The sequence below is a fragment of the Pseudoflavitalea rhizosphaerae genome, from assembly GCF_003991355.1.
Lineage (GTDB): Bacteria > Bacteroidota > Bacteroidia > Chitinophagales > Chitinophagaceae > Pseudobacter > Pseudobacter rhizosphaerae.
In genome coordinates, this window is sequence record NZ_RCSU01000005.1 from 371718 (window position 1) to 394744 (window position 23027).

17 protein-coding genes are annotated in these 23027 nt (G+C 47.9%); 10 read left to right on the forward strand and 7 right to left on the reverse strand.

Annotated elements, in window-relative coordinates; translation table 11 throughout:
• Positions 1-33 precede the first annotated feature (33 nt).
• A complete protein-coding gene (locus D9Y29_RS11380; RefSeq protein WP_127128123.1) occupies positions 34-1272 on the forward strand; it encodes an exo-beta-N-acetylmuramidase NamZ family protein in 1239 nt (412 codons plus the stop codon).
• A gap of 137 nt (positions 1273-1409) precedes the next feature.
• Here the strand turns inward: D9Y29_RS11380 and D9Y29_RS11385 are convergent, their stop codons facing one another.
• Together D9Y29_RS11385 and D9Y29_RS11390 are read right to left on the reverse strand one after the other, a co-directional pair.
• On the reverse strand, positions 1410-2858 hold the full coding sequence (locus tag D9Y29_RS11385) for an AMP-binding protein (RefSeq protein WP_127128125.1): 1449 nt from the start codon (positions 2856-2858) through the stop codon (positions 1410-1412).
• Positions 2859-3007: 149 nt separating this feature from the next.
• Positions 3008-3364, reverse strand: coding sequence for a DUF488 domain-containing protein (locus tag D9Y29_RS11390; RefSeq protein ID WP_206513762.1), 357 nt, complete (start codon positions 3362-3364; stop codon positions 3008-3010).
• A 285-nt stretch (positions 3365-3649) separates the two neighbouring features.
• Here D9Y29_RS11390 and D9Y29_RS11395 point away from each other — a divergent pair, with 285 nt between their 5' ends.
• The 4 genes from D9Y29_RS11395 (at position 3650) to D9Y29_RS11410 (ending at position 11259) form a co-directional block, all read left to right on the forward strand.
• The gene (locus D9Y29_RS11395; protein ID WP_127128127.1) at positions 3650-4897 is read left to right on the forward strand and encodes an ROK family protein; all 1248 of its coding nucleotides are present in this window, start codon (positions 3650-3652) and stop codon (positions 4895-4897) included.
• A 185-nt stretch (positions 4898-5082) separates the two neighbouring features.
• Entirely contained in the window at positions 5083-8238 is a 3156-nt protein-coding gene (locus tag D9Y29_RS11400) for a SusC/RagA family TonB-linked outer membrane protein (protein ID WP_127128129.1), read from the forward strand.
• 19 nt (positions 8239-8257) lie between these two features.
• Entirely contained in the window at positions 8258-9859 is a 1602-nt protein-coding gene (locus tag D9Y29_RS11405) for a SusD/RagB family nutrient-binding outer membrane lipoprotein (RefSeq protein WP_127128131.1), read from the forward strand.
• 65 nt (positions 9860-9924) lie between these two features.
• Positions 9925-11259 carry an aryl-sulfate sulfotransferase gene (locus D9Y29_RS11410; RefSeq protein WP_164735374.1) on the forward strand — a complete coding sequence of 445 codons (1335 nt, stop codon included), beginning with the start codon at positions 9925-9927 and terminating at the stop codon, positions 11257-11259.
• A 79-nt stretch (positions 11260-11338) separates the two neighbouring features.
• On the opposite strand, the gene D9Y29_RS11415 is transcribed toward D9Y29_RS11410, so the two are convergent.
• Positions 11339-12967: a tetratricopeptide repeat protein gene (locus D9Y29_RS11415; RefSeq protein WP_127128135.1), complete on the reverse strand. Its 1629-nt coding sequence runs from the start codon at positions 12965-12967 to the stop codon at positions 11339-11341.
• 187 nt (positions 12968-13154) lie between these two features.
• Here D9Y29_RS11415 and D9Y29_RS11420 point away from each other — a divergent pair, with 187 nt between their 5' ends.
• From D9Y29_RS11420 to D9Y29_RS11430, 3 genes are all read left to right on the forward strand, one after another.
• Positions 13155-13850 (forward strand): response regulator transcription factor, encoded by a 696-nt coding sequence (locus D9Y29_RS11420; RefSeq protein ID WP_127128137.1) that lies wholly within the window; start codon positions 13155-13157, stop codon positions 13848-13850.
• Positions 13847-15226 (forward strand): sensor histidine kinase, encoded by a 1380-nt coding sequence (locus tag D9Y29_RS11425; protein WP_241237899.1) that lies wholly within the window; start codon positions 13847-13849, stop codon positions 15224-15226. The genes D9Y29_RS11420 and D9Y29_RS11425 overlap by 4 nt, the downstream gene beginning before the upstream one ends.
• A gap of 95 nt (positions 15227-15321) precedes the next feature.
• On the forward strand, positions 15322-16011 hold the full coding sequence (locus D9Y29_RS11430; protein ID WP_127128139.1) for a cell division ATP-binding protein FtsE: 690 nt from the start codon (positions 15322-15324) through the stop codon (positions 16009-16011).
• Between the two features lie 479 nt (positions 16012-16490).
• On the opposite strand, the gene D9Y29_RS11435 is transcribed toward D9Y29_RS11430, so the two are convergent.
• Genes D9Y29_RS11435 through D9Y29_RS11445 form a run of 3 tightly spaced genes read right to left on the reverse strand, consistent with a single transcriptional unit; the run spans position 16491 to position 19745 of the window.
• Complete coding sequence (locus tag D9Y29_RS11435) at positions 16491-17633, reverse strand: glycosyltransferase (RefSeq protein ID WP_127128141.1); 1143 nt, start codon at positions 17631-17633, stop codon at positions 16491-16493.
• A 5-nt stretch (positions 17634-17638) separates the two neighbouring features.
• Complete coding sequence (locus tag D9Y29_RS11440) at positions 17639-18724, reverse strand: glycosyltransferase family 4 protein (protein WP_241237900.1); 1086 nt, start codon at positions 18722-18724, stop codon at positions 17639-17641.
• Positions 18725-18737: 13 nt separating this feature from the next.
• Entirely contained in the window at positions 18738-19745 is a 1008-nt protein-coding gene (locus tag D9Y29_RS11445) for a Gfo/Idh/MocA family protein (protein WP_127128143.1), read from the reverse strand.
• 133 nt (positions 19746-19878) lie between these two features.
• Here D9Y29_RS11445 and rpsO point away from each other — a divergent pair, with 133 nt between their 5' ends.
• A complete protein-coding gene (rpsO, locus tag D9Y29_RS11450) occupies positions 19879-20151 on the forward strand; it encodes a 30S ribosomal protein S15 (RefSeq protein WP_127128145.1) in 273 nt (90 codons plus the stop codon).
• A gap of 166 nt (positions 20152-20317) precedes the next feature.
• The gene (gene pnp / locus D9Y29_RS11455) at positions 20318-22474 is read left to right on the forward strand and encodes a polyribonucleotide nucleotidyltransferase (protein ID WP_127128147.1); all 2157 of its coding nucleotides are present in this window, start codon (positions 20318-20320) and stop codon (positions 22472-22474) included.
• 74 nt (positions 22475-22548) lie between these two features.
• Here the strand turns inward: pnp and D9Y29_RS11460 are convergent, their stop codons facing one another.
• Positions 22549-23019: a protein-disulfide reductase DsbD domain-containing protein gene (locus D9Y29_RS11460; RefSeq protein ID WP_164735375.1), complete on the reverse strand. Its 471-nt coding sequence runs from the start codon at positions 23017-23019 to the stop codon at positions 22549-22551.
• Between the last annotated feature and the right edge of the window lie 8 nt (positions 23020-23027).

Here is a 23027-nt window from a genome sequence, read left to right on the forward strand (position 1 = left end):
CTGCCAGTTCAAATGATCATAAAAAAATCTGCTATGACCTACCGGTTCCCCGTTGTGCTGGCCCTTTGTGCCGTAACAGGCATTGGCGCAGCCTCCCTGCGAAATATAGAAAGCAATCCCATTCCAGTGATCGATGAAAGCGCCGCCAAACAAATTGTAACTGGCGCGGACCAGCTCAATGCGTACCTGCCATATCTGAAAGGAAAGCGCATAGGCATGCTGGTGAACCAGACGAGTATCATCGGCAAAAAGCCGCTGGTGGATAGCCTGCATACACTCGGCGTTAAGATCCAGACCATCTTTGGGCCCGAACACGGCTTCAGGGGCAATGCCAGCAACGGCGCACATGTAAGCGATGAAGTGGACCCTGCAACTGGCATCCAGGTAGTTTCGCTTTACGGAAAGCAACGCAAGCCCTCCAAAGAACAAATGGCAAAGATCGATCTCATGATCTTCGACCTGCAGGATGTGGGCTGCCGCTTCTACACTACCATCAATTCACTTCGGGATATCATGGAAGCATGTGCAGACAACAACAAAGAGTTGCTGATCCTGGACCGTCCCAATCCCAATGGTTATGTTGATGGCGCTGTGCTGCAGATGGAACATAAATCCGGTATCGGCCAGTTCCCTATTCCATTTACGCATGGTATGACCATTGGTGAATTTGCAAAAATGATCAATGGTGAAGGCTGGTTGCCCGGGAAAAAACAATGTAAGATCAGGATCATCCCGGTGAAGAACTATGCACATAATATGGATTACACATTGCCTGTGTTCCCTTCTCCCAATCTCAACTCACAACAATCCGTGCTGTTGTATCCCAGCATCTGTATGTTTGAGGGAACCATCGTGAGCCAGGGTCGCGGCACTTATGTTCCTTTCACTGTATTGGGTGCTCCTGCGCTCAAAGGCAAATATGATTTTAGTTTTACCCCTGTGAGCATTCCCGGAAAATCAGAAACGCCACTGCATCAAAACCAGACCTGTTATGGACTGGATCTGGGCAATTACAAAACAGACAGTTTCAGGAAAGCCGGTAAGATCAATATCCGCTGGATGATGGAGATGTACAAAGCATATCCGGAAAAAGAGAAATTCTTCGACAGGAGTTTCAGCAGACAGATGGGTAATATCGATTTTCTGACCGGTTACTCCGAATTCAAGCAACAGATCATTTCCGGTGCCAGTGAAGAGGAAATCCGGAAGAGCTGGGAGCCGGGTTTGAGCAATTACAAAAAGATGAGATTGAAATACCTGCTGTATCCGTAGCTGGGTGCTGCCAGTCGCTCGCCTCTGGCGAGTGACTTATATTCCGTCGCCTCCGGCGACACGGTGTTCGCCAGAGGCGAACAATTAGAAGTCACTCGCCAGAGGCGAGCGACTGGCAGCATCCTGGATAATTGTTACTACTGCGAAGGATATTTTTTCTCCAGGTATCTATTGTAAAATGTTTCGAGTGCTGAATAATCCGTTTTGAAATTGGCGTTCAGCGGGAATTCAGGTGTGGGGAAGTAATGTGTAGGCCTGAGCCAGTTGGGAATATGCTGTAGCAGGTGCATATTCTCTTCAAGTTTGAACCCTGGTGTGCTGGTGAAGAATAATCCGATGGTCATGTATTTGCGTGAAAAGATAGCGGCTGCATCGTTGATGGGGCCGATACCGGAGAAAACATATTCCAGGTTATTGAGATTGATGCGATGCCCGTAATATTTCACTTCGCGATCCACCCGGCCTGCATAATAGTAGCGGTCCTCCAGCTGACTGAAGATCACTTTATCACCTGTTTTGTAATATTGTTCACCATCGTATTCAAAGAAACCGGTGCCTTCCGGCAGATTGAGATAACCTTTGAATGTTTGTTCCCCGCTCACATATAATTCGCCTTCCAGGTTTCCATCTTCCAGCAATATCGCATTACCCAGGTAAGCTTTGCTGCCGATATTGAGCTGGCCGATGCTTACCACACGGTTCCAGGTATGGAATTCCTTTTCCACTTTGTAGGCAGAGCAATAGATACTGAGTTCTGTGGGACCGTAGCAATTGTAAATGCCTGCATGTGGAAAATGCTCTCTTAATAATTGTACATCTGAATCGTAAAGAGGTTCTCCGCAGAAGAGGAAATGCTTTGTTCTGTTTGGAGAAATGTAAAAAAGCAATTGTTGTTTTTGCAGGATGCGCAGCATGGACGGCAATAAGCAGAAGATGCTGCATTGGTTATATTGTTCGCTGTTGAGCAGGTGGTCCGTATCGATATGCGATATGGCAGCGCCATTAGTCCATGCCATCAGCATGGCCCAGATGCTGAGGTCGAAGGAGAACTTGAATGTATTGGCGATCACATCCGTTTCCTCTACTTCGAACAACTGCTGCATATTATCTGTGAAAGCGGCGATATTGGCACTGGAAACAGGAACAGCTTTTGCTGCGCCTGTGGTCCCGGATGTGAAGAGGATATAACGGAGATCCTCAGTTGAAAAGCTATCTGGTGTTTCCGTTTCCTGGAAGCAGAGAAAGCAGGAGCCGAATGAAGGAAGCTGCAACGGTTCATACACCTGTTCTTTTTCCCGCCAGTGGGAGAGGAAGAAATTCTCATTGGTGATGATCACGCCGGGATTGATGATCTCGATCTTGTTTTCGATCATCGGAATGGTATCATCGATATTGATGGGGCAATAAATGAAATCATGTGTGAAGCAGAAATAGAATGCGAAATAGTAGAGTTCCGGAAGGGAAGATAAGACCACTACTTTCCTGTTGCTGCCGGAAGGGAGTTTGTTCCGGAGCGCCGAGCAGGCAGTATCGAATTCATGATAACTGTACCGTTTCGATCCGTTGTATAAAAAAAGCTGATCCATAGACAAGGTATTGCTGAAAAGCAAGGGGTACGCTCAGAAATGGGTCAGTGATCATAAATGTACTCAAAATACCGACTGTTGCCGTCTCGGGATATAAAAAATATGTCTGTTGAATGATCTTGCAATTTGGTTTGTTTCCCAACCGGCGTTCATATCCTTTTTGCGGGAGAAGAAATTAAACTTTGCAATACAATTGCATTATTATACTCTTCATCATGCGCGGCATACACCAGTGTAATTACAGGATGCGCTTTCGCCAATGCAAGCAATTCTTTCATTGCATCACTTCCTTTCAGCTCAGCTTTATAACGCCTGCTGAATTCCTTCCATTTTTCAGGATCATGGTTGAACCATTTGCGAAGTTCCGTGGATGGCGCTACATCTTTCAGCCATTGATCGGCATGAAGCGTGGCTTTGCTGAGCCCACGCGGCCAGAGCCGGTCTACCAGGATGCGGTAGCCGTCTGTTTGTTCTTGTTTTTCGTATGCGCGTTTGATCTGGATCATACAATTAATTTGAAGTGGGCATTCTGTTTTCTGTAACAGCCAATCTTTCAAAGGGTTCGGATTTGCAGTGACCCCGGCAGAAAAACGCAGCATACCAGGGGCGAAGACGACGGACCAAGGCCAGGGATTTAATAAGTATCAATACTTTCAAAATTTTTAGTGGAAGTCTTGTGAATTTAAAAACAATTTTTCTAAGTTTAAGTTCCGGACTTTTTCTGCCTGCCCGGTCCGGCTTCACCTTGATGATCGTTTCGTCTCATTGCATTAAAGAATAAGTGAACCACTATGTTTGATACTGCAGAAAACAGGTCTCCCTTGTATTACGAGATCATTCGCCAGTTATATTATGGCAAGGTGTTGTCCTGTACAGACCTGAGCGAAAGGACCAGCAAGAGCATCCCGCTGATCACAACAGCCATTAATGCCCTGATCAAGTCGGGCTTTGTGGAGAAGAAGGGTTATGCCCCGTCGAGCGGTGGACGAAGGCCGCTGATGTATGCGCTGAAGCCAGACAGGCTTTATGTGGTTACCATCGCGATGGACCAGTTGAGTGCGCGGATCGGCATCGTTGACATGCAGAACCATTATGTGTCTGGTGTGGAAGTGGTGGAGTTGCGGTTGCTCAATAACCCGCAGGCGCTGGATACATTGGTGCAGGCCATCAGTAATCATATCGATCAGTCCGGTATTCCCCGCAGCAAGATCATTGGTGCCGGTATTGGCATGCCGGGACTGGTGAATGCCATCGATGGCATCAACTACTCTTATCTTCCTGTAACTGGTAAAAGCCTGAGTGAGTACCTCAGTGATGCATTGGGCCTGAAAGTGTTCATAGATAACGATTCCAGCCTGATCGCTTTGGCGGAGCACCGCTTCGGGAAGGCACACGATTTCAGGAATGTGATGGTGATCAATTTGGGCTGGGGAATAGGTTTGGGTATGATCATAAACGGACAGCTCTATCGCGGCGATGATGGCTTCGCCGGCGAATTCAGTCATATTCCCATCTCTGAAAAGGGATCCCTCTGTTATTGTGGCAAGCAGGGATGTCTTGAATCAGAGGCATCACTGTTAGCTGTAGCCGATAAAGCATTGCAGGGCATCAGCAAGGGAAGGCTCAGCAGGTTGGCTTTTCTGACAGACCAGAACCAACTGGTGATCGGCAATGCATTGATGGACCTGGCCAACCAGGGCGATCAATATGCCATAGAGTTGTTCATGGAAGCAGCTTACAAGATCGGAAGAGGTTTATCTATCCTGATCCATATCAATAACCCGAAAGCCATCATACTCAGCGGGCGTGGCGCTAAAGTTGGCAAACTGGTGACTGCTCCGATTCAGCAGGCGATCACCAGTTACTGTATCCCAAGACTCGCCAATAACACTGAATTACTCGTCTCCGAATTCGGCTATGAAGCCGAATTGATTGGCGCCGCCATCCTGGTAATGGAGCATTTTTCCCGCAATACATTTGCAGCATCCGCAAATACCACCCGCAAATTCAGCAAAAAAATGCCTGATCCCCAATCGTAAAACGCTGGTTTTCTGTGAATCCGCATGTCATTTATCAAAAAGTGCGTAAAACTTTGTAAGAATTTTAAAAAGTTGCAGGTCTTTTTTATAGATTTATGTTGAAGGAAATGATGACCCTTCGTGACATGGTTTTGTGACTGTATGACCTTATCATCAACGATTGAACAACCAAAACCTAACATACCATGCACAAATTGCTAATGCTAGTGCCAATGGCATTGCTATCCATGTATTCCTGGGCGCAGGTGAAAGTGGAAGGCAATGTCACGGATGCCGCCGACGGGCAACCGCTTTCCGGGGCCACCGTCCTGATCAAGGGCAAAACAGGTGGCGCCAGCACCAACTCCGCTGGAAAATTTTCAATTACAGTTCCGAATGACAATGCGGTCCTCGTTATCTCCTCTCTCGGCTACGTTACAAAAGAAGTGCCGGTGAAAGGGCAGGCAAGCTTCAACATCACCCTGAGCAGGGAAGAATCTGAACTGCGCTCGGTGGTGGTGACGGCTTTGAACATCAAGAGACAAAAAGGTGCTCTCGGCTACGCAGTGGCCGAAGCTACAGCCAAAGACATCGCAGGCTTTGGTGAAACCAATGCCATGCAATCGCTGGCAGGTAAGCTTGCCGGGGTAACCATCACCGGTACAACCGCAGGTCCTACAGGATCTTCGCGTATCACTATCCGTGGTGTGCGTGAATTGCTCGGCAATAACCAGCCGCTCTACGTGATAGATGGTGTGCCGGCAGTGAATGGTAATATCGGTAGTGCAGATCAGAACGGAGGTTTCGATCTGGGTGATGGACTTTCCGATATCAACCCCAATGATGTGGAATCCATCACTGTGCTTAAAGGCGCCTCAGCAGCTGTATTGTATGGAAGCCGCGCCCTGAATGGCGTAGTGCTCATCACAACCAAATCCGGCAGGGGAAGAAAAGGGATCGGCGTTGAATTCAGCAGCAATATGACTGTTGATCGCGTGAACACAAAGCTGGATGAAGTGCAGAAATTGTACGGACAGGGAAACAATGGTCTGTTGCCAAGGACCGTAGGTGAAGCGCCCAATATCGTGGATAGCTGGGGACCGCGTTACACCGAAGCCGATTCCATCCTGCAGCGCGATGGAACAAAGAGACCTTACAAATACATCGAAGGCAATATGAAGGATTTCTTCCGCCATGGTATTACCTGGCTGAATACAGTGGCTGTAACCGGGGGTAACGAAAATGCCAATATGCGTGCATCTTACTCCAATATCAGCAGCAAGGACGTGAATCCGAAAGCTGGCTTCAGCAGGAATACTTTTTCATTGCGCGGCGAAATGAAACTTACAGAGCGGCTGACAGTGGAAGCCAAAGGTAACCTGCTCCTTGAGGATGTAACCAACAGACCGGCGCTCACTGATGATGTGAACAATATCGGTAACGGCCTGCTTTCCATCGCCGGCAACTTCGATCAGGCATGGATGCAAAGATATGCGAATGATGATGGTTCCTATATCAATTATACAGGCAACCTGTATCGCGCCAATCCATACTGGACCATCAACCGCACAACCAATAACAGTAATAAGAAAAGGGTAGGAGGCGCACTAACGGTGAAGTATAAGTTCACAGACAAACTGAGCGCACAGGTGAATGCCGGTACGGACTTCTACACTTTCAATTTCGAGAATTTCTACGACAAGTATACACCATCCCGGGACGGAGGTATACTTCAGCTCAGGACCATCACCATGAAGGAAGAGAACTACCAGGCGATGATCAATTACGTTACCCCACTCTTCGGTGATTTCAAATTGAATGCCATGGCAGGCGGCAATATGATGAGAGCAAAGAATACAAACCGCGAGATCACCGGGCAGGAAATAGTGGAGCCAGGCAAAGCGGTGATTGCCAACTTCAGAACAGTACGTGTAGTTGATGCACCCGCAGGAAATACCAGCAGGGCAATCCATTCACTCTTCGGCAATGCAGAGCTTAGCTGGAGGAACCAGGTTTTTGCCAATTTCCAGGCAAGGAACGACTGGTCATCCACACTGCCTCCCAGCAACTGGTCTTATTTCTATCCTTCTATTGATCTGAGCTGGGTGTTATCCAATAGTATCGACCTTTCGAATACCCCTCTCAGTTATGCCAAGCTTCGCGCCTCATTTGGTAAGGTGGGCAGCGATGCCATCCCGGGTAATGCCGCTTTCTATTATTCCCTTACCGGTCTGAGCTTCGACGGAAAACCCATGGGAGAGATCCTGGGCAATACAGTGCCTAACGACAGGATCAGGCCCACTTTCAAAGTGTCACAGGAACTGGGCGCTGAGATCGGACTGCTCAAAGACCGTCTCAGTATCGATTTCACCTGGTATAATGAAGAAACGAAGGACGCCATCGTTATCCTGCCCATCGCCTCTTCTTCAGGTTACAATGATGCCCTGCTGAATGCGGCTACTTTGCAAAATAAGGGTGTGGAAATACTGGTGAAAACAACACCTGTTAAACTGAGCAATTTCCGTTGGGACCTCTCTTTCAACTATGCAAAGAATACAAACAAAGTGAAAGCGCTTGCTGAAGGACTGGAAACATTCACTATCGCACAGGCCCGCTGGGCCGGCGCTACCATCACAGGTGATGTAGGTGACCGTTTCGGTTCGATCTATGGCGTTGATTTCACGTATAACGATAAGGGACAAATGATAATCGGCGATAATGGTCTTCCCGTGTATTCGTCCGCCCCGGTTTTGCTGGGCAATACCACTCCCGACTGGACAGGCGGCATCTCCAACAGCTTTACCTGGAAAGGACTGGAGTTAAGGGCAGTGATCGATATCAGGGTTGGTGGCGACCTCTTCTCCATGAGCAACCTGAATATGTACGGACAGGGTGTAGCGCCTGCTACTTTGCCCGGACGTGATGGCTGGAATGAATACAACAGGGAGATCCGCGCATGGCGTGATGGTGGTGAAGTTGGACCACAGCCAACACAAAACAATCGCGGCTATATAGCACCGGGAGCAAAAGCAGACGGAACGGCCAATGATAAGGCTGTTGGTCCATCCGAATACTGGAGATCAGTTTCGGAGAACACTCCCAGGCCATTCATCTATGACGGTGGTTTTGTGAAGCTGCGCGATATCGGGCTCAACTACACATTGCCAAAATCACTCTACAAAAGAGTGCCAGTGCAGAATATCACCGTAGGTTTGATCGGACGTAACCTCTGGATCATTTCAAAGAATACGCCCAATATCGATCCTGAATCCAATTACAATAACGGTAATGGTCAGGGTTTTGAATACGGCTCTTTGCCTGGCAGACAACGTTATGGCTTCAATGTGCTGATCAAACTCTAACCTTTAAAAGTCTGAAAAAATGAAATGCATTCAATATATAACCCTTGCAGGATGTATACTCGCCATTCAGGCCTGTACAAGGGGATTCGAAGATCGGAACGTAAACAAAGCAGGCTTCAATAGCCTCGATGCACAGTACCAGCTCACCAAGGTGCAGGCAGATATGAGCGGCGACCGGGAAGATGTATGGAGATACGATCTCGGTATCACTTCCCCGCTCGTTCAACACCTGGGCGGTTCCTGGTGGACACAGCATGGAGGTATGTATAAAATAGTGGACAAGACCCATTGGTACAGCCACTGGGAAGCAACTTATCCCCGGGAATTGAAAAACCTGGAGGATATGATCGATAAAACAGCAGATGATCCTGCAAAAGCCAATATGCATGCAGCTGCCAGGATCGTAAGAGTGATGGTTTACTCGAAATTGACAGACCTCTACGGTGATATTCCATATACAGAAGCAGGCAGGGGATTCACAGACAAAAATTTCATGCCGAAATACGATAAACAGGAAGATATCTATAAAGACCTCTTCAAGGAACTGGATGAAGCATTCAATGAACTGGATGTAAGCGGACCAGCGATCAGTGGCGATATCTGGTTCAATGGCAGTGTGGCCAAATGGAAAAAACTGGCCAACTCCATGAGGCTGCGCCTTGGTTTCCGCCTTACCAGGCGCGATCTGGCAGAAGCAAAGAAACAAGTAGAAGCAGCTATCAGTGGCGGCGTAATGACTGAGCTTGCAGATATTTGCATGACACGTCACGAAGCTTTCTCCTGGGTGTCTGGCTCCGGCGATAGCCGCGGCAATGGCCGCTCTCAGGTGTTCAAAAGCGAGCCCCGTTCCGGTGGATTCCGCCTCGTGAAAACACTGGTGGATACGATGGTGAAATACCAGGACCCGCGACTTTACATTTATGGCGGCACTTATTTCGGTAACAAGATCATAGGTGATCCTACGCTGCTCGATATCAGCGGACTCATGCCCGCCATTGGTGTATCACCCGGCGCCATGGCCTGGAACGAATGGGGAGATTATGGCAATGTAAATCTACCCGGAGGTGGATCTGTCTGGGTTGGCCAGGACGACAGGTTTGTACAACCCAGCAAATATGTTTCAGCGCTCAATGCTCCTTTTTTCCATGTAACACCTGCTGAAGTGGAATACCTGCTGGCAGAAGCAGCCCTGAGAGGATGGGGCGGCGTTACCGATGCGGAAGGCCATTTCAGGAAAGGATTGCAGTTCGCATGCGAAGCCATGCAATACTATCCTGGAGCACCAGCCATCCAGCAAACCGCTATCGATAATTTCAAGAATAAATTCAATCCTTTCCCTACCATCTTCGATTCTGCCATGAGCAGGGTGCATACGCAGATGTGGGTGAACTTCTTCCTCAACGGAACAGAAGCTTATGCCAACTGGAGAAGAACAGGGCTTCCCGATCTGAAAAGATTCAAAGGCGTTGACTGGTATTCGCCGGGGGCCGATACCATGCCCCGCAGGTTCTTCTATCCGGAATCCGAAATCCTGCTCAATCCGAAGAATTACCAGGATGCCATCGGCAGGATGAACAACACGAATGATATGATGACACCTGTTTGGTGGGATAAACAATAGTTGCTTCAAAAAACAAGAAGTGCCGGCGGATGCAGGTCCGCCGCACTTCATTTTATTTATGTGATATGAAACAATGGCTCCTCATCCTTTGCACCATCAGTGTGTTTGCCTGTAAAAAGAATGGCGGAGAGGTAACAATGAGCAATCTGGTTGTATCGAACGATACCAGTGCCGCCCTCACCGCAAGGATCAGGTTTTCACTCAACCGGTTGACAGACGCCAGTATCAGTGTAACTGATACCGCTACCGGTGAAACAAAACGTACAGTCACCTCGAAAGAAAAGATCCATCACAATATCACAGTTACTCATCTCAAAGAGAATACCACTTATAGCTTTCGCATACATGTTCCTGTTGGTAACGGAGGCGATGAATGGACCAGTCCTGAGCAAAACTTCACTACTGCACAAATCCCTTCGTTCGTAAAAAAATTTTACGATCCTGCAGCAAACAATCTGAATGAAACGGCAGGAAGTCATTTCTTCTTCAATCTCAGGGGAACGCCCAGGGGCTGCATTTTCATCATCGATCACAAAGGGAAGCTGGTATGGTACCGTACCACAAAGAACCCACTAAAAGTTGTCAGGCTCACAAAGAAGAATACGCTGCTTTGCCTGGAAGATGAAAACAATACACCATATGGTGACGGAAATGTGATCACAGAGCTCAGTCTGGGCGGAGACACTATTTTCTTCGCGAGGCAAAACACAGGAGGATTCGATAAATCAGCCCACCACGATCTCTGCCTCAATCACCGCGGTAATATCGTGGCAGTTACCAATGTATTCAAAAGTAACGGATCTATGCCGGGAGATGGTCTGCTGGAGCTGGACCGCAATGGAAAGAAAGTGTGGGAATGGACCAGTTTCGATTCGCCTGATGCTGCCGAAACCGGCATCCACAATCAACCCTGGATAAACTCGCTGGTTCAGGACACGGATAACAATTACATTATTTCACTTCGTTCTTTTTCGCAGGTATGGAAGATCAATTCCAGTTCCGGCGCAGTAATGTGGAAGCTCGGCAAAGGAGGAAATGTGGAAATGAATCCAGCCGATGAATTCATGTTCCAACATTATGCACACCGCAACCCGGCAGGCGATCTGATGTTGTTCGATAACGGAAGCGCAGAACGTCCTGTGAGCAGGCTGTTAAGTTTCACCATCGATGAACAACAGAAAAAGGCAACTACAAGATTGAAAACAGAATTGCCTTCATCTCTATATTCAAACATCATGGGAAGCGCCATGATGTTGCCGGATCAGCAACTGCTCAGCGCCAGTTCTACCAACAGCAGGTTTGTGAAGACCGATGCCGCGGGCACCGTACTCTGGAGTATCAAAGTGGCTGAACCATTTTACCGCGCGGAATTTATTGGCAATCCTTTTGCCGGCCAGTAAAATAAAACAGCCTCCGGAGACCGGAGACTGTTTTGGTACTTACACCCCTGTTTTTCGATGGAATGACAATTCAAAAAAATTATTTTCCGCCGGGTGTAGGTTGTTTTGATCCAACATTCTTTTCCAGTACGGAAATATATCGTTGTGCATCTTTGTTATCGGGATCGATGGCCAGGATTTTCTGGAGGTAAGTGATTGCTTCCGGAAAGTCCTTTTCTGTATTGGTTTCATAAGCCGCCACATAACCATATGCTTCGATCAGCCATTTTTTGTTGGTAGCATTGCTGGTATCTTTTTCCAGAACAGTGATCAGGTTATGATAGTGTGGGATGGCAGTACCGGCTTCCATGGTAGAATCTTGCATGGAATTGGCGCGCGCACGCCAGTAGTAACCGAATGCCTGCTCCGGATATTTGGCGATATAAGTACCAAATACGGTATCAGCCTGAATATATTCTTCCGCTCTGAAATGCGCCAGGCCCCAGTTGAAGAGGTCCAGGTTGGTGGCCTGATCGTTACCGGTATAGAACCTGCCTGAGTATTTTGCTTCCAGGCTATAATTCTTCAGTTTCTTGCTGATGTCTGTGAGCTTCTTATAATACGCATAAGCAGCAGCGCTGTCTGTCTGGCGTTCGGCTGCTTTCTCGTAATAAGCGATGGCGCTGTCTTCCATACCAGCCTGTGTGCCGTACAGCTCAGCCATCGTTTCAAAATCTTTTGCAACATAATTGCTGTCGTGACCCGTTGCGAAATACTGTTTCATGGTAGACATGGCAGTAGCGGTATCGCTGAGTCCGAGATAGCTATAAGCAAGCAGCTTGTAAAGTCTCGCATTGTTGGGGGAAGTTGCGATCAGGGTTTTTGCCTTTTCGATGGCCGGCTCATAGTTCTTGGTGAGATAGAGCAGGTCTGTGAGCTGGTATTCATTATCATCGCTGGGATCGCTGTGGCGTTTGTATTTGAGGAAATAGCTCATAGCCTGTGGCAGATCGCGATAGTAATAATGATAGTACAGTTCATAGTAAGCAGGCGCATACAGTGAATCTGCAGCGATGGCTTTATCGAAATAATCTACATAAAGCTGGTCGTTCTTCTGGGCAACGAAGATCTTACCCAGTTGGTAGAGCGCAGCAGCATAATTTTTGTCCTTGTCCAGTGCTTCGGTATAGGCTTTGTAAGCAGCAGTACCGTCGCCGATCCTGCGCCAGGCATCACCCTGAAGTGCGTAGAGTTCAGCATCTTTCTTTGCACGCCTGATGGCTTTGTCCAGCACTGCCAGTGCAAACTGGGGATCACCATTTTTTGCGTCCAGGTGCGAATTGGCTACACCGGCCAGTACGTTCGCATCCTTTTCTTTAGTAGCTTCCATGGCGTGGTTGAAGAGGGCAGCGGCACTGTCTTTTTTATCTTCCTTCAACAGCAGGGCTCCGTAAGCCACTTCAAACATGGGTTGGTTACGAACTTCGGCAGGCGCTGCATTGAGTTCCTGGCGAAGGACGGCAGCACTGTCATTTCCCGGAAAAGTCTGGGAGAGCAAATACCAGTTAGCCGCATTGTTGGGGTCGGCTTTCAGGGATGCGTGCAAAACCTCGCGGGCGCTGGCATAACGCTGATGATAAATAAGATCCTTTGCATCTGGTTGCTGGTCCTGTGCAAAGCTGCTGGTGACGCCACAAAGAAGAGCGATAGCTGTAACAGTATATTTCATTTAAGCACAATTTAAATAACCCGCCAGTAGAGCTGAACGGGAGTTTAACTACTAAATTCAGAGAACGCTAAAATTAAATACCTCCCTTCAGTGTGGCGTTAATATAGCATTAGAATAATATTAGAATTGCCGTTTACCCGTTCTACAGACCGTCCGTGGGTTATTTTTAAGCATGTAACTTTGCATTATGGAGGAAAGGAAAATATTAATTGTGGAAGATGAGAAAAAGATCGCAGATACACTGAAGATCGGTCTCATCGAAAACGGCTATCATGCTGAAGTGGCCTATGACGGAAAGATCGGGGAAAGGCTGTTTTTTCAACACGATTTCAACCTGGTGATACTGGATATCAACCTGCCCGGTATCAATGGGTATGAACTCTGCCGGATCATCCGGGCTCATTCTTCAGGTATTCCTGTGATCATGCTCACCAGTCTCAGCAGGCTGACAGACAAGGTAGAAGGCTATAATGCCGGCGCAGACGACTACCTTGTGAAACCTTTCGAATTCAAGGAATTGCTGCTGAAGATCCAGGTGCTGCTCAAACGTACTATGCACCAACAGATACCCGTAGGGAATTTACTGAGGGCAGGCGACCTGGAAATGAACCTGGACAATAAAGAAGTTCGCCGTGGTGAACGAAGGATCAATCTTACAGCAAAAGAATTCCAGTTGCTGGAGTTCCTTTTGCGCAACAAGAACAGGGTGGTGAGCCGCGCCGATATTTCCATCAATGTATGGGATATCGATTTCGATACCAATACAAATATCATCGACGTATATATCAGCTACCTCCGGAACAAGATCGATAAGGAACATAATCACAAGCTCATTCAAACACAGATCGGAATGGGGTATATTTTAAAAACGGTTGAACGATGATGCACGTTCGCATACGGATCACCGTTCTTTTTGGCAGCATCGTGTTTGTACTGCTGGCGCTCGTATGCAGTGCAGTTTTCTATTTTTATTATACCAATCGCGAACACGATATACGCAGAAGGCTCACCAACCGCGCCATCACTACTGCCCGCCTGCTTCAGCAACCGGAAGTGTTTGATCCGCGCGTGTTGCAGAAGATCGATTCCAGCACGGCAATGACCATGAAGGAAAAAGTGATGGAAGTGTATACCGGCGATGGCCAGCTAATCTATCGTTCCAGTGACGACCCCGCAGATACGCTCAGCTTTGATGCATCGATCTTTGAACAGGTGAAGAAAAAAAATCCTGTTTATTTTTTCTCCGGCGTTAAAGACGCCATTGCCTGGCGACCTTCAGACAGCACCGTGAATATGGTGATGGTATCCGCCGGATACGATGAAGACGGGCTTACCAAACTGGGGCAACTCAAGATCATTCTCTGGCTTTGCTTCGGAGGCGGAGTAGTGGCCGCATTTGCAGCCGGCTATATTTTCTCGGAACGATTGCTCCGTCCGGTACGCCAGATCACTGATGATATCAAAGATATTTCCGCCCGCAACCTCGCCAGGCGCATCAATACCGGAAAGGTCCACGACGAATGGTTTTACCTGTCGGACACACTCAACAAATTACTGAACCGGCTGCAGGAGAGTTTCGAGATCCAGCGCCGATTCATCGCCAATGCCTCTCATGAGTTGAGTACCCCGCTTACCGCTATTTCCAGTCAGCTCGAAGTAAGCCTGCAAAAGAACCGCGATGCCGGACAATACCGTGGCACCATGGAATCCGTTTACCAGGATGTGCAATACCTCAGCAAGCTCACGCAGACACTCCTTGAATTTGCACAGGCTTCAGAAGATCCCGGCGGACTGGAAATTGAACAGATACGTATAGACGAAATCCTCATGCAACTGCCTGCCGCACTGAACAAGCTCAACCTGCAATACAGTATGGTTCTGAGTTTCGAAGGATTGCCGGAAAAAGAGGAACGACTGATCGTGGCCGGCAATGCAGAACTGCTGTTCTCTGCTATCAAGAACCTGGTGTCCAATGCCTGTAAATATTCATCCGATCATAAAGCCTGGGTAAGGCTTTCCGTGGAGGATGAGCATATCATCATCACTATACGAGACAAAGGCAAGGGCATACCAAAAGAGGACCTGCCCTATATCTTCCAGCCCTTTTATCGTGGCGCCAATGCCTGGGAGGAAAGTGGTTTCGGATTGGGCCTATCCCTGGTGAGCAGGATCATCAAGCTCCACAAAGGCGAGCTTTCCGTGACATCCTCCGAAGGCGATGGCTCTGTATTCACCATCACGCTGCCATCACATTATTGACATTCGTGCAAAAATTGCTGTATCAATCCTGCCGCCAAATTGGGAAACCATAATGATCTTTCTGTACATTTGTTTCTTATTAAGGCACTTAACCTATGCAGGAAGCAATCATCGAAATCAGGCACGCAAATATTTACCAGGGAAAAAACCTGGTACTGCAGGATGTGAACCTCCGTGTCAACCGCGGCGAATTCGTGTACCTGGTTGGAAAAACAGGCACCGGTAAATCAAGCTTACTGAAAACACTTTACGGCGATCTCCCTCTCAAAGAAGGCGACTGCACCGTTGTGGGTTTCGACCTCAATAAAATGGACTGGAAGAAAGTCCCTTTCCTTCGTCGCAACCTGGGCGTGGTTTTCCAGGACTTCCAGCTGCTCACAGACCGTAACGTGAACGATAACCTGAAATTCGTGCTGAGAGCCACCGGCTGGAAAGACGAAAAACTGATGGACGAAAAGATCGTTGATGTTCTCGATAAAGTAGGCCTCAAAGCAAAAGGTTTCAAAATGCCTTACGAGCTTTCTGGCGGAGAGCAGCAAAGGGTAGACATTGCCCGTGCACTCCTCAATTCGCCCAAGCTGATCCTTGCAGACGAACCTACCGGCAACCTCGATCCGGAAACCTCCGACGAGATCATGCAATTGCTGGTACAGATCAGCCGCGATTACGGCACTGCCATCGTAATGGCCACCCATGATTATATCGTGATCAATAAATTCCCTGCGCGTCTTGTGCGAACTGAGCGCGGCCGTGTGATTGATAACGCTTCCATCTCTATGAGCTAGTATTGGTGGCGTCCCCGCAGTTGCGAAGGGATATGAACCGGCGATGCGAAAACAAACCAGCGCGGGTAAATATCTACTGAGCTTTGTGGGGAAAGATGAGGGGTTTGGTAATGCTATTGGACTGCATCGCTTATGTTTTCAAGACGCCTTGTCCATACCCCTTCGACAACTGCTATTCGAGAGTGCAGCTTCAACCAGAAATCATTAAGGCATAGATAAAATTTAGCGGCCATCTGCAACTACAGATGGCCGTTACTGTTATTAAGGCTTCCAGAAATATTTTGGAATACAGCTACACATTATCGGTGCACTGTTGACAAAGTGATATGGACAAGGCGTCTTGAAAACAAAAGCGCAAAAGCCTGGCTCAGCACCACCGCTCAATCCATCCAACTACAGCTCATCGATATTCACATGCGTTGGTTTGTTTTCTCAACGCCGGTTCATATCCTTTGGCAACTACAAAGCAGATAAGAACATTATCCGGTAACTTTTTCCTGCCAGATCACCTGGCTCAGCTGTTTTGCATTGCGTTCGTTATTGAACATCGGTTCCAGCAATTGCTGACGAAGCGTGATCTCTTCCTGCGTAAATGGATTGTGGTACAACTGCGCCACGATCTGTTTGAAGGATTCGGCATTGGTGCCGATATGGCAGGCAGGACTGATGCTACTGTCTTTCACAGCGGCATCATTCACCACGCAGTGACGCCCATTGAAGAGGGCATTGAGCAGTTTCAGTTTCACGCCGGTGCAGTTGAAACTGGGAAGGATATTGATCTGCGCTTTACTGATCATGTCCTGCATCTCGTCTTCCGAAGGATTGGCTACCACGCAGGTATGACCTGAACGCTCAGCCGCTTTTTCCAGTTTGCGGGAAGGGTCTTTCCCGGCTACGATGAAGTGGGCAGGAATTTCATTGAACACTTCCTCGATGAGCCAGATGGCGGCCTTTTCATTTTCATCAACGGAAAGATTACCCTGGTAGAGACAGAAACAACCGATGCCTTCTTTGGAGTTGATATGATTGTAAGGAAGGAACACCGGCAGGTGCATGATATTCTTTACTCCGAATTTGTTGCGATAGGTCTGTACATCCTGCTCTGATACGGCGAGGATCACAGAAGCTTTTTCAGCAATGGCTGCTTCGTATGAGCGTAGCAGTTTGCTTTCGTGGAGATAGTATAATTTCTTGAAAACGGAATGGGTGGAGTCCGCCAGCTGGCGATAATACTGGTATTCCACATTGTGCAGGCGGAGAATGGTTTTGCGATTGGCAAAACGTTCATCCTGCAGGATGCTGCTGCAATGGATGCCTTCCAGGAGAATGGGATGATCATCGTTCAGGAGATTGTTCACCAGCTCTGCACTGCAGCGGGAAGCCACAATATAGGGCAGTTTATGAGAGAAGCCTTTATGTCCGCACTGGCGTTCATAATAGTGAACAGATGCGCAATATTGTTCCAGTTCTGCTTGCGGTCCGCGGCCATATTCGAAACAATGCAGGTGGATCTTCACACCTGCCTGGTGCAGGGCTACGAGCTTGTAGAAGAGATCGAACAGTCCGCCATGATTAACGGGGTAGGGGACGTCGAGGGAAACGATATGTAAGTGCCTTTCCAAAATGCTTAAAAAATATTAGAATAAAATGAGATTAGTTTTTTTTCTTCTTCCTGCCAGTTGAGTTGGGTCCTTGCTTTGAGACAATTTTCCTGTAATTCCTTGTACAATTGTTCATCATTCAGCAGTGTGTTCAGGCCTTGAGCGATGGTATCCGGTTCCAGATCGTGAATAAGAACAGCAATTTGGTACTGATTGTTTATTTCACGGTAAACGGGATAATCAACGCATAATTGTGGGAGGCCGGAATGGAAATAATCAGAGAACCTGTTGGCCAGGGAGAAATAGTTGCTAATGCCTTCTTTATCAAAGAGTGTTACGCCTGCCCAGGCGTTCTGAGTAATGTTCCTGAGCTCTTCAGGGACCAGTTTGCCACGGAATATTATTTTTTCTTCCAAACCATATTCCTTCGTCAGTTGTATGGCTTGCTCCATGAAATTGCCATTGCCACAGATCATGAGTTTAGCATCCACCATTTTCATGGCGGGGATCAGGGTTTCAAAGCTCCTTCCTTCATTCACGGCTCCCTGGTAAAGAATATATTTTTCTTTTTTCTCCGGGATGGAAAGCGGGCGCAGTACAGGCATGTTGCGGATCACTTCGAATGATTTCCCATACATTTTCCTGAACTCCTCTGCGATGGGCGTGTTCACTGTATAGTTATGATCGAAATGGGGAACGCTGATGCGTTCGATCCGTTTCCAAACCTTGTATATTGCCGGCCTGGTAGCTATTTCTTTCATTTCACAGAAAAGCTCATGCGCATCGTATACTCTTTTACTGCCTTTCAGTCTGGTGGCCATCAGCACAGGCAGGATGGTGTCCAGGTCTATTGCACAAACCAGGTCGGCTTTCCGGAACAAGAGGTAAAAAAGCAGTCGCAGGTTGTATTCGATATAAAAACTTTTTCCTTTCTGAAAGAAGCAGTTGAGGCGTTTTTGCCGGAAAGGTTGTTCTTGGAGAGGGATGGAATTTTTTTCTTTTCTTCCTACCAGTTCCACTGCATAACCCGCACGGACAAGCGAAGTGCAGATCCGGATCATGCGTTGATCGAAAGTACAGTCGTTGGTAATGGTGAAGATCAGTTTTTTCATCGAAGGACTGAAGTTAGGGAATCAGCGGGGAGGATTGATAGATATGTTCGATCAGCCGGATGGTATGCAGTGCTTCTTCTGCTTCCAGCAGGTATTGACTGGGATCATCCAACACTGCGATCAGCTGATCATATACTTTATCATGATTGCCCATGCTGCCCTGGTAATGGCCATAATTGTTGGCGCCATTGCCTGCGGGGAGGACCGGCCGCTCCAATCCTTCAACAGAAAAATGTTCCAGTTCATTGAGGTATTGTCCACCTACTTTCACTGTTCCTTTTGAACCGAATACAGTGATGGAGCCTTCCATATTGGAAGCATGACTATTGATACTGTATTGCAGGGTGCCGCGTGCACCATTGGAAAGCTGGAGGATGGCAGCGCCACTGTCTTCGAATTCGATCACTCCCTGGTGCAAAGTATTCTGACGGAACCCGCTGACCACCGATGTTTCACCCAGCAGCCAGTAAAGCAGGTCGATAAAATGACTGAATTGCGTGTACAATATGCCGCCATCCAGGTCCATTGAGCCGTGCCAGCTATTGGCGAAATAGGAGGGGGGGCGGTTCCAGAAGCAGTTGAGCTGAAAGCTAAGGATTTCGCCGAGTTTGTTTTCAACCAGCAATTGTTTGAGCGCCATTACCGGCGGATTGTACCGGTTCTGTTTCACTACAAAGAGTTTTTTTCCTGTTCTGCGGGCAGTTTCGGCCATCAGTTGACCGCTGGCAGTGCTCAGGCTCATGGGTTTTTCGCAAAGAACATGGCAGCCGGCTTCCAGGGCTTCGATGGCATGGGGGGCATGCAGTCCGTTGGGAGTACAAACGCTCACTACATCCGGTTGCTGGTGGCGGAGAAGTTCCGTGAATGAATGGTAGCTTTGTGCGCCGTATTCCTGTGCAAGCCGGCCGGCTTTTTCAGGGTCAATGTCACAGACGGCCAGCAGATCACCATGGCTGGCGATCTGGGCAGCGTGGCGGGCGCCGATACGGCCGCATCCGAGAAGGGCAAAACGGTAACTCATTGTATTCAAGAACAGAGTGGCTCCTTTTTTTAAAAAATCAGGCCAGCAAGATATTAAAATCAGGATTAATTACATACCTTTGCCGCCAAAATAAGAAGAAGCAATCTTTGGATGCATTTAAAAAAAATTTGAGATGCCGTATTTAACAAAAGAAAAAGTAGCTGATATTTTCACAACTTATGGTGGCAATGCCGCTAACACTGGTTCTATCGAAGGCCAGATCGCTTTACTCACAGAGCGCATTACCAGCATTTCCAAACATCTTCAGCAAAACAAACACGATTTCTCTACTCACCGTGGATTAATGAGACTGGTTGGTCAGCGCAAACGCCTCCTGACCTATCTCAGCAAGCACAACCTGCAAGGTTACCGTGCCCTGATTGAGAAACTCGGAATCAGAAAATAACCATCGGATAATGATAATGACTAATTCCCAACCTCAGTTCCGGTTGGGAATAGTTCTTTTTATCCGGAGGTTTTTTGCGTTTTGTATTTAAGTTTTTAACCAGGCTGTTGGTCCTACAAATTCGATTCCCGCCTTTTCAGATCAGCAGTCTTAAATTGAGATTACTATGCTCTCACAACCTACAGGTGTGACCTTCGACATAGGTGGCGGCCGCATGGTTACCGTTGAAACCGGTAAACTCGCCCGCCAGGCACATGGTGCCGTAACCGTTCGTCAAGGCAACTGCATTATCCTCGCTACTGTTGTAGCCAACAAGGAACCCAGGGAAGGACAGGAATTCTTTCCACTGGTAGTAGATTATAATGAGAAATTCGCTTCAGCCGGCCGTATTCCTGGCTCTTTCTTCAAACGCGAAGGAAAGCTCAACGATTACGAAGTACTGGTAAGCCGTTTGATCGACCGTTCCCTTCGTCCATTATTCCCCGAAGATTATTTCTGCGATGTACAGGTTCTGGTTACCCTGGTATCTTCCGACAAGGAAGTGATGCCTGATGCGCTGGCCTGCCTGGCTGCATCTGCCGCCCTCGCAGTTTCTGATATTCCCATTAAAGAGATCATTTCACAGGTCCGCGTTGCGCGCGTGGAAGGCGAGTTCATTGTGAACCCGCTCCGTGCACAGCTCGAGAAAGCTGATATGGATTTCCTCATCGCAGCTACTGAAAAGAACCTGATGATGGTGGAAGGTGAAGCTGAAGAGTGCGCTGAAGAGGACCTGGTGAAGGCCCTCGAGATCGCTCACGAAGCTATCCGCATCCAGATCAAAGCACAGGCTGAACTGCGCGACAAAGCCGGTATTAGCGGAAAACGCGATTATACCAAACCGGTAGTGAATGAAGAACTGCAGGCCAAAGTGAAAGCTTTTGCCGGCGATCAGATCTCTGCCATCGCACGCTCTGCCTCCGGCAAGAACGAGCGCTCTGAAGCATTCGATACGCTGAAAAAAGCGCTGATCGAAAGCCTTGGTGAAGAAGCGGAAGACGATCTGAAGAAACTCGCAAAGAAATATTTCGAGGACCTCAAATGGGAGAATGTCCGTAACGTGATCCTCGATGAGCGTATCCGCCTCGATGGCCGTAAGCTGGACGAGATCCGTCAGCTGGCGATGGAAGTAGATGTACTGCCTTCTCCACACGGTTCAGCACTCTTCACACGTGGTGAAACACAATCCCTCACAACAGTAACCCTGGGTACTCCCCTGGATGAACTGCTGGTAGAAAGCGCCGCCACATCCGACTACACGAAATTCATCCTTCACTATAATTTCCCTCCCTTCTCAACCGGTGAGGTGAAAATGATGCGTGGCCCCGGCCGCCGCGAAGTTGGTCACGGTAACCTGGCCATGCGCTCCCTGAAGCAGATGATGCCCGGAACTGAATATCCTTACACTGTTCGTGTGGTGAGCGATATCCTGGAATCAAATGGTTCCTCTTCCATGGCAACTGTTTGCGCAGGTTCACTGGCGCTGATGGATGCAGGTGTTCCTTTCCCCAAACACGTTGGCGGTATCGCTATGGGACTGATCACCCGCGCCGATAACAAATACGCGATCCTGTCTGATATCCTCGGTGATGAAGATCACCTCGGAGATATGGACTTCAAAGTAACCGGTACACGCGAAGGTATCTGCGGCGTACAAATGGACATCAAAGTGGATGGTCTGAGTATGGACATCATGCGCGAAGCGCTTGATCAGGCACGCAGAGGTCGTCTCCACATCCTGAGCGCCATGTACGAAGCATTGCCTGCACATCGCGAAGAGGTTAAACCTCATGCTCCGCGCATGGAGAAACTGTTCATCGATAAAGAATTCATCGGTGCAGTGATCGGACCACAAGGAAAGATCATCCAGGAGATCCAGCGCGAAACAGGTACTACCATCAATATCGAAGAAGTAGGCAACTACGGTGAAGTAAGCGTATTCAGCCCTGCAAAAGAAGGCCTGGATAAAGCTGTTGCCTGGATCAAGGGTATTGTTGCTGTTCCTGAAGTAGGTTCTGTTTACGAAGCCACAGTGAAAGGTATCAAGGAGTTCGGTGCATTTGTTGAGTTCCTGCCCGGTAAACAAGGGTTGCTCCATATCAGTGAAATTTCATGGAAACGTCTCGAGAGCATGGAAGGTGTATTGAAAGAAGGCGATAAAGTGAAAGTGAAACTGATCGGTATCGATCACAAGACCGGTAAATTCAAGCTGAGCCGCAAAGCGCTCATGCCAAAACCGGAAGGCAAACGTCCTGAGAATAACGGAGCACCTGCAGGAGAATAATCTTGCAGTGCTTTGAAAGATAAATGGGTCGCATCAACATCTGATGCGACCCATTCTTTTTACTGTAACAAGGTCTATGGTTTATGCTTCTTTTTTAACGGTTGCTTTTGCAACGTTACTGTGAATGCTTTTTCATCCGGAGGGAAACACATCTCTTCATTGCATGCCTGGAAATGTAAAACACCTTTGATTACTGCAGGTGTTCTTTTGGCATTCCCTGTAAACCTGCATATGATCGTATGTCCTTCTCCGGTATACACTTCACCGCCTCCCGACAGGGCGGGTTCAGGCCATTGGTGGCCAGGCAAAAGCTTTAATCCTTCCGGGATATTATCAATATCCAGTTTCATGATGATGTATCCCTGCGACTGATTGAGAGAGGATGGCGCATACACATGCATTCCCTGAGCAACGTCGAAAATCAGCTTCAATTCAAGTGTGTCTTTTTTTTGTTGTGTATGGGTTTGTATAGTGATCACTTCCTGCGCCATCAGCAGGGTAGTGAACCAGCACATCATCAAAGTGATCAGTCCTTTCTTTGTCATACATTTCA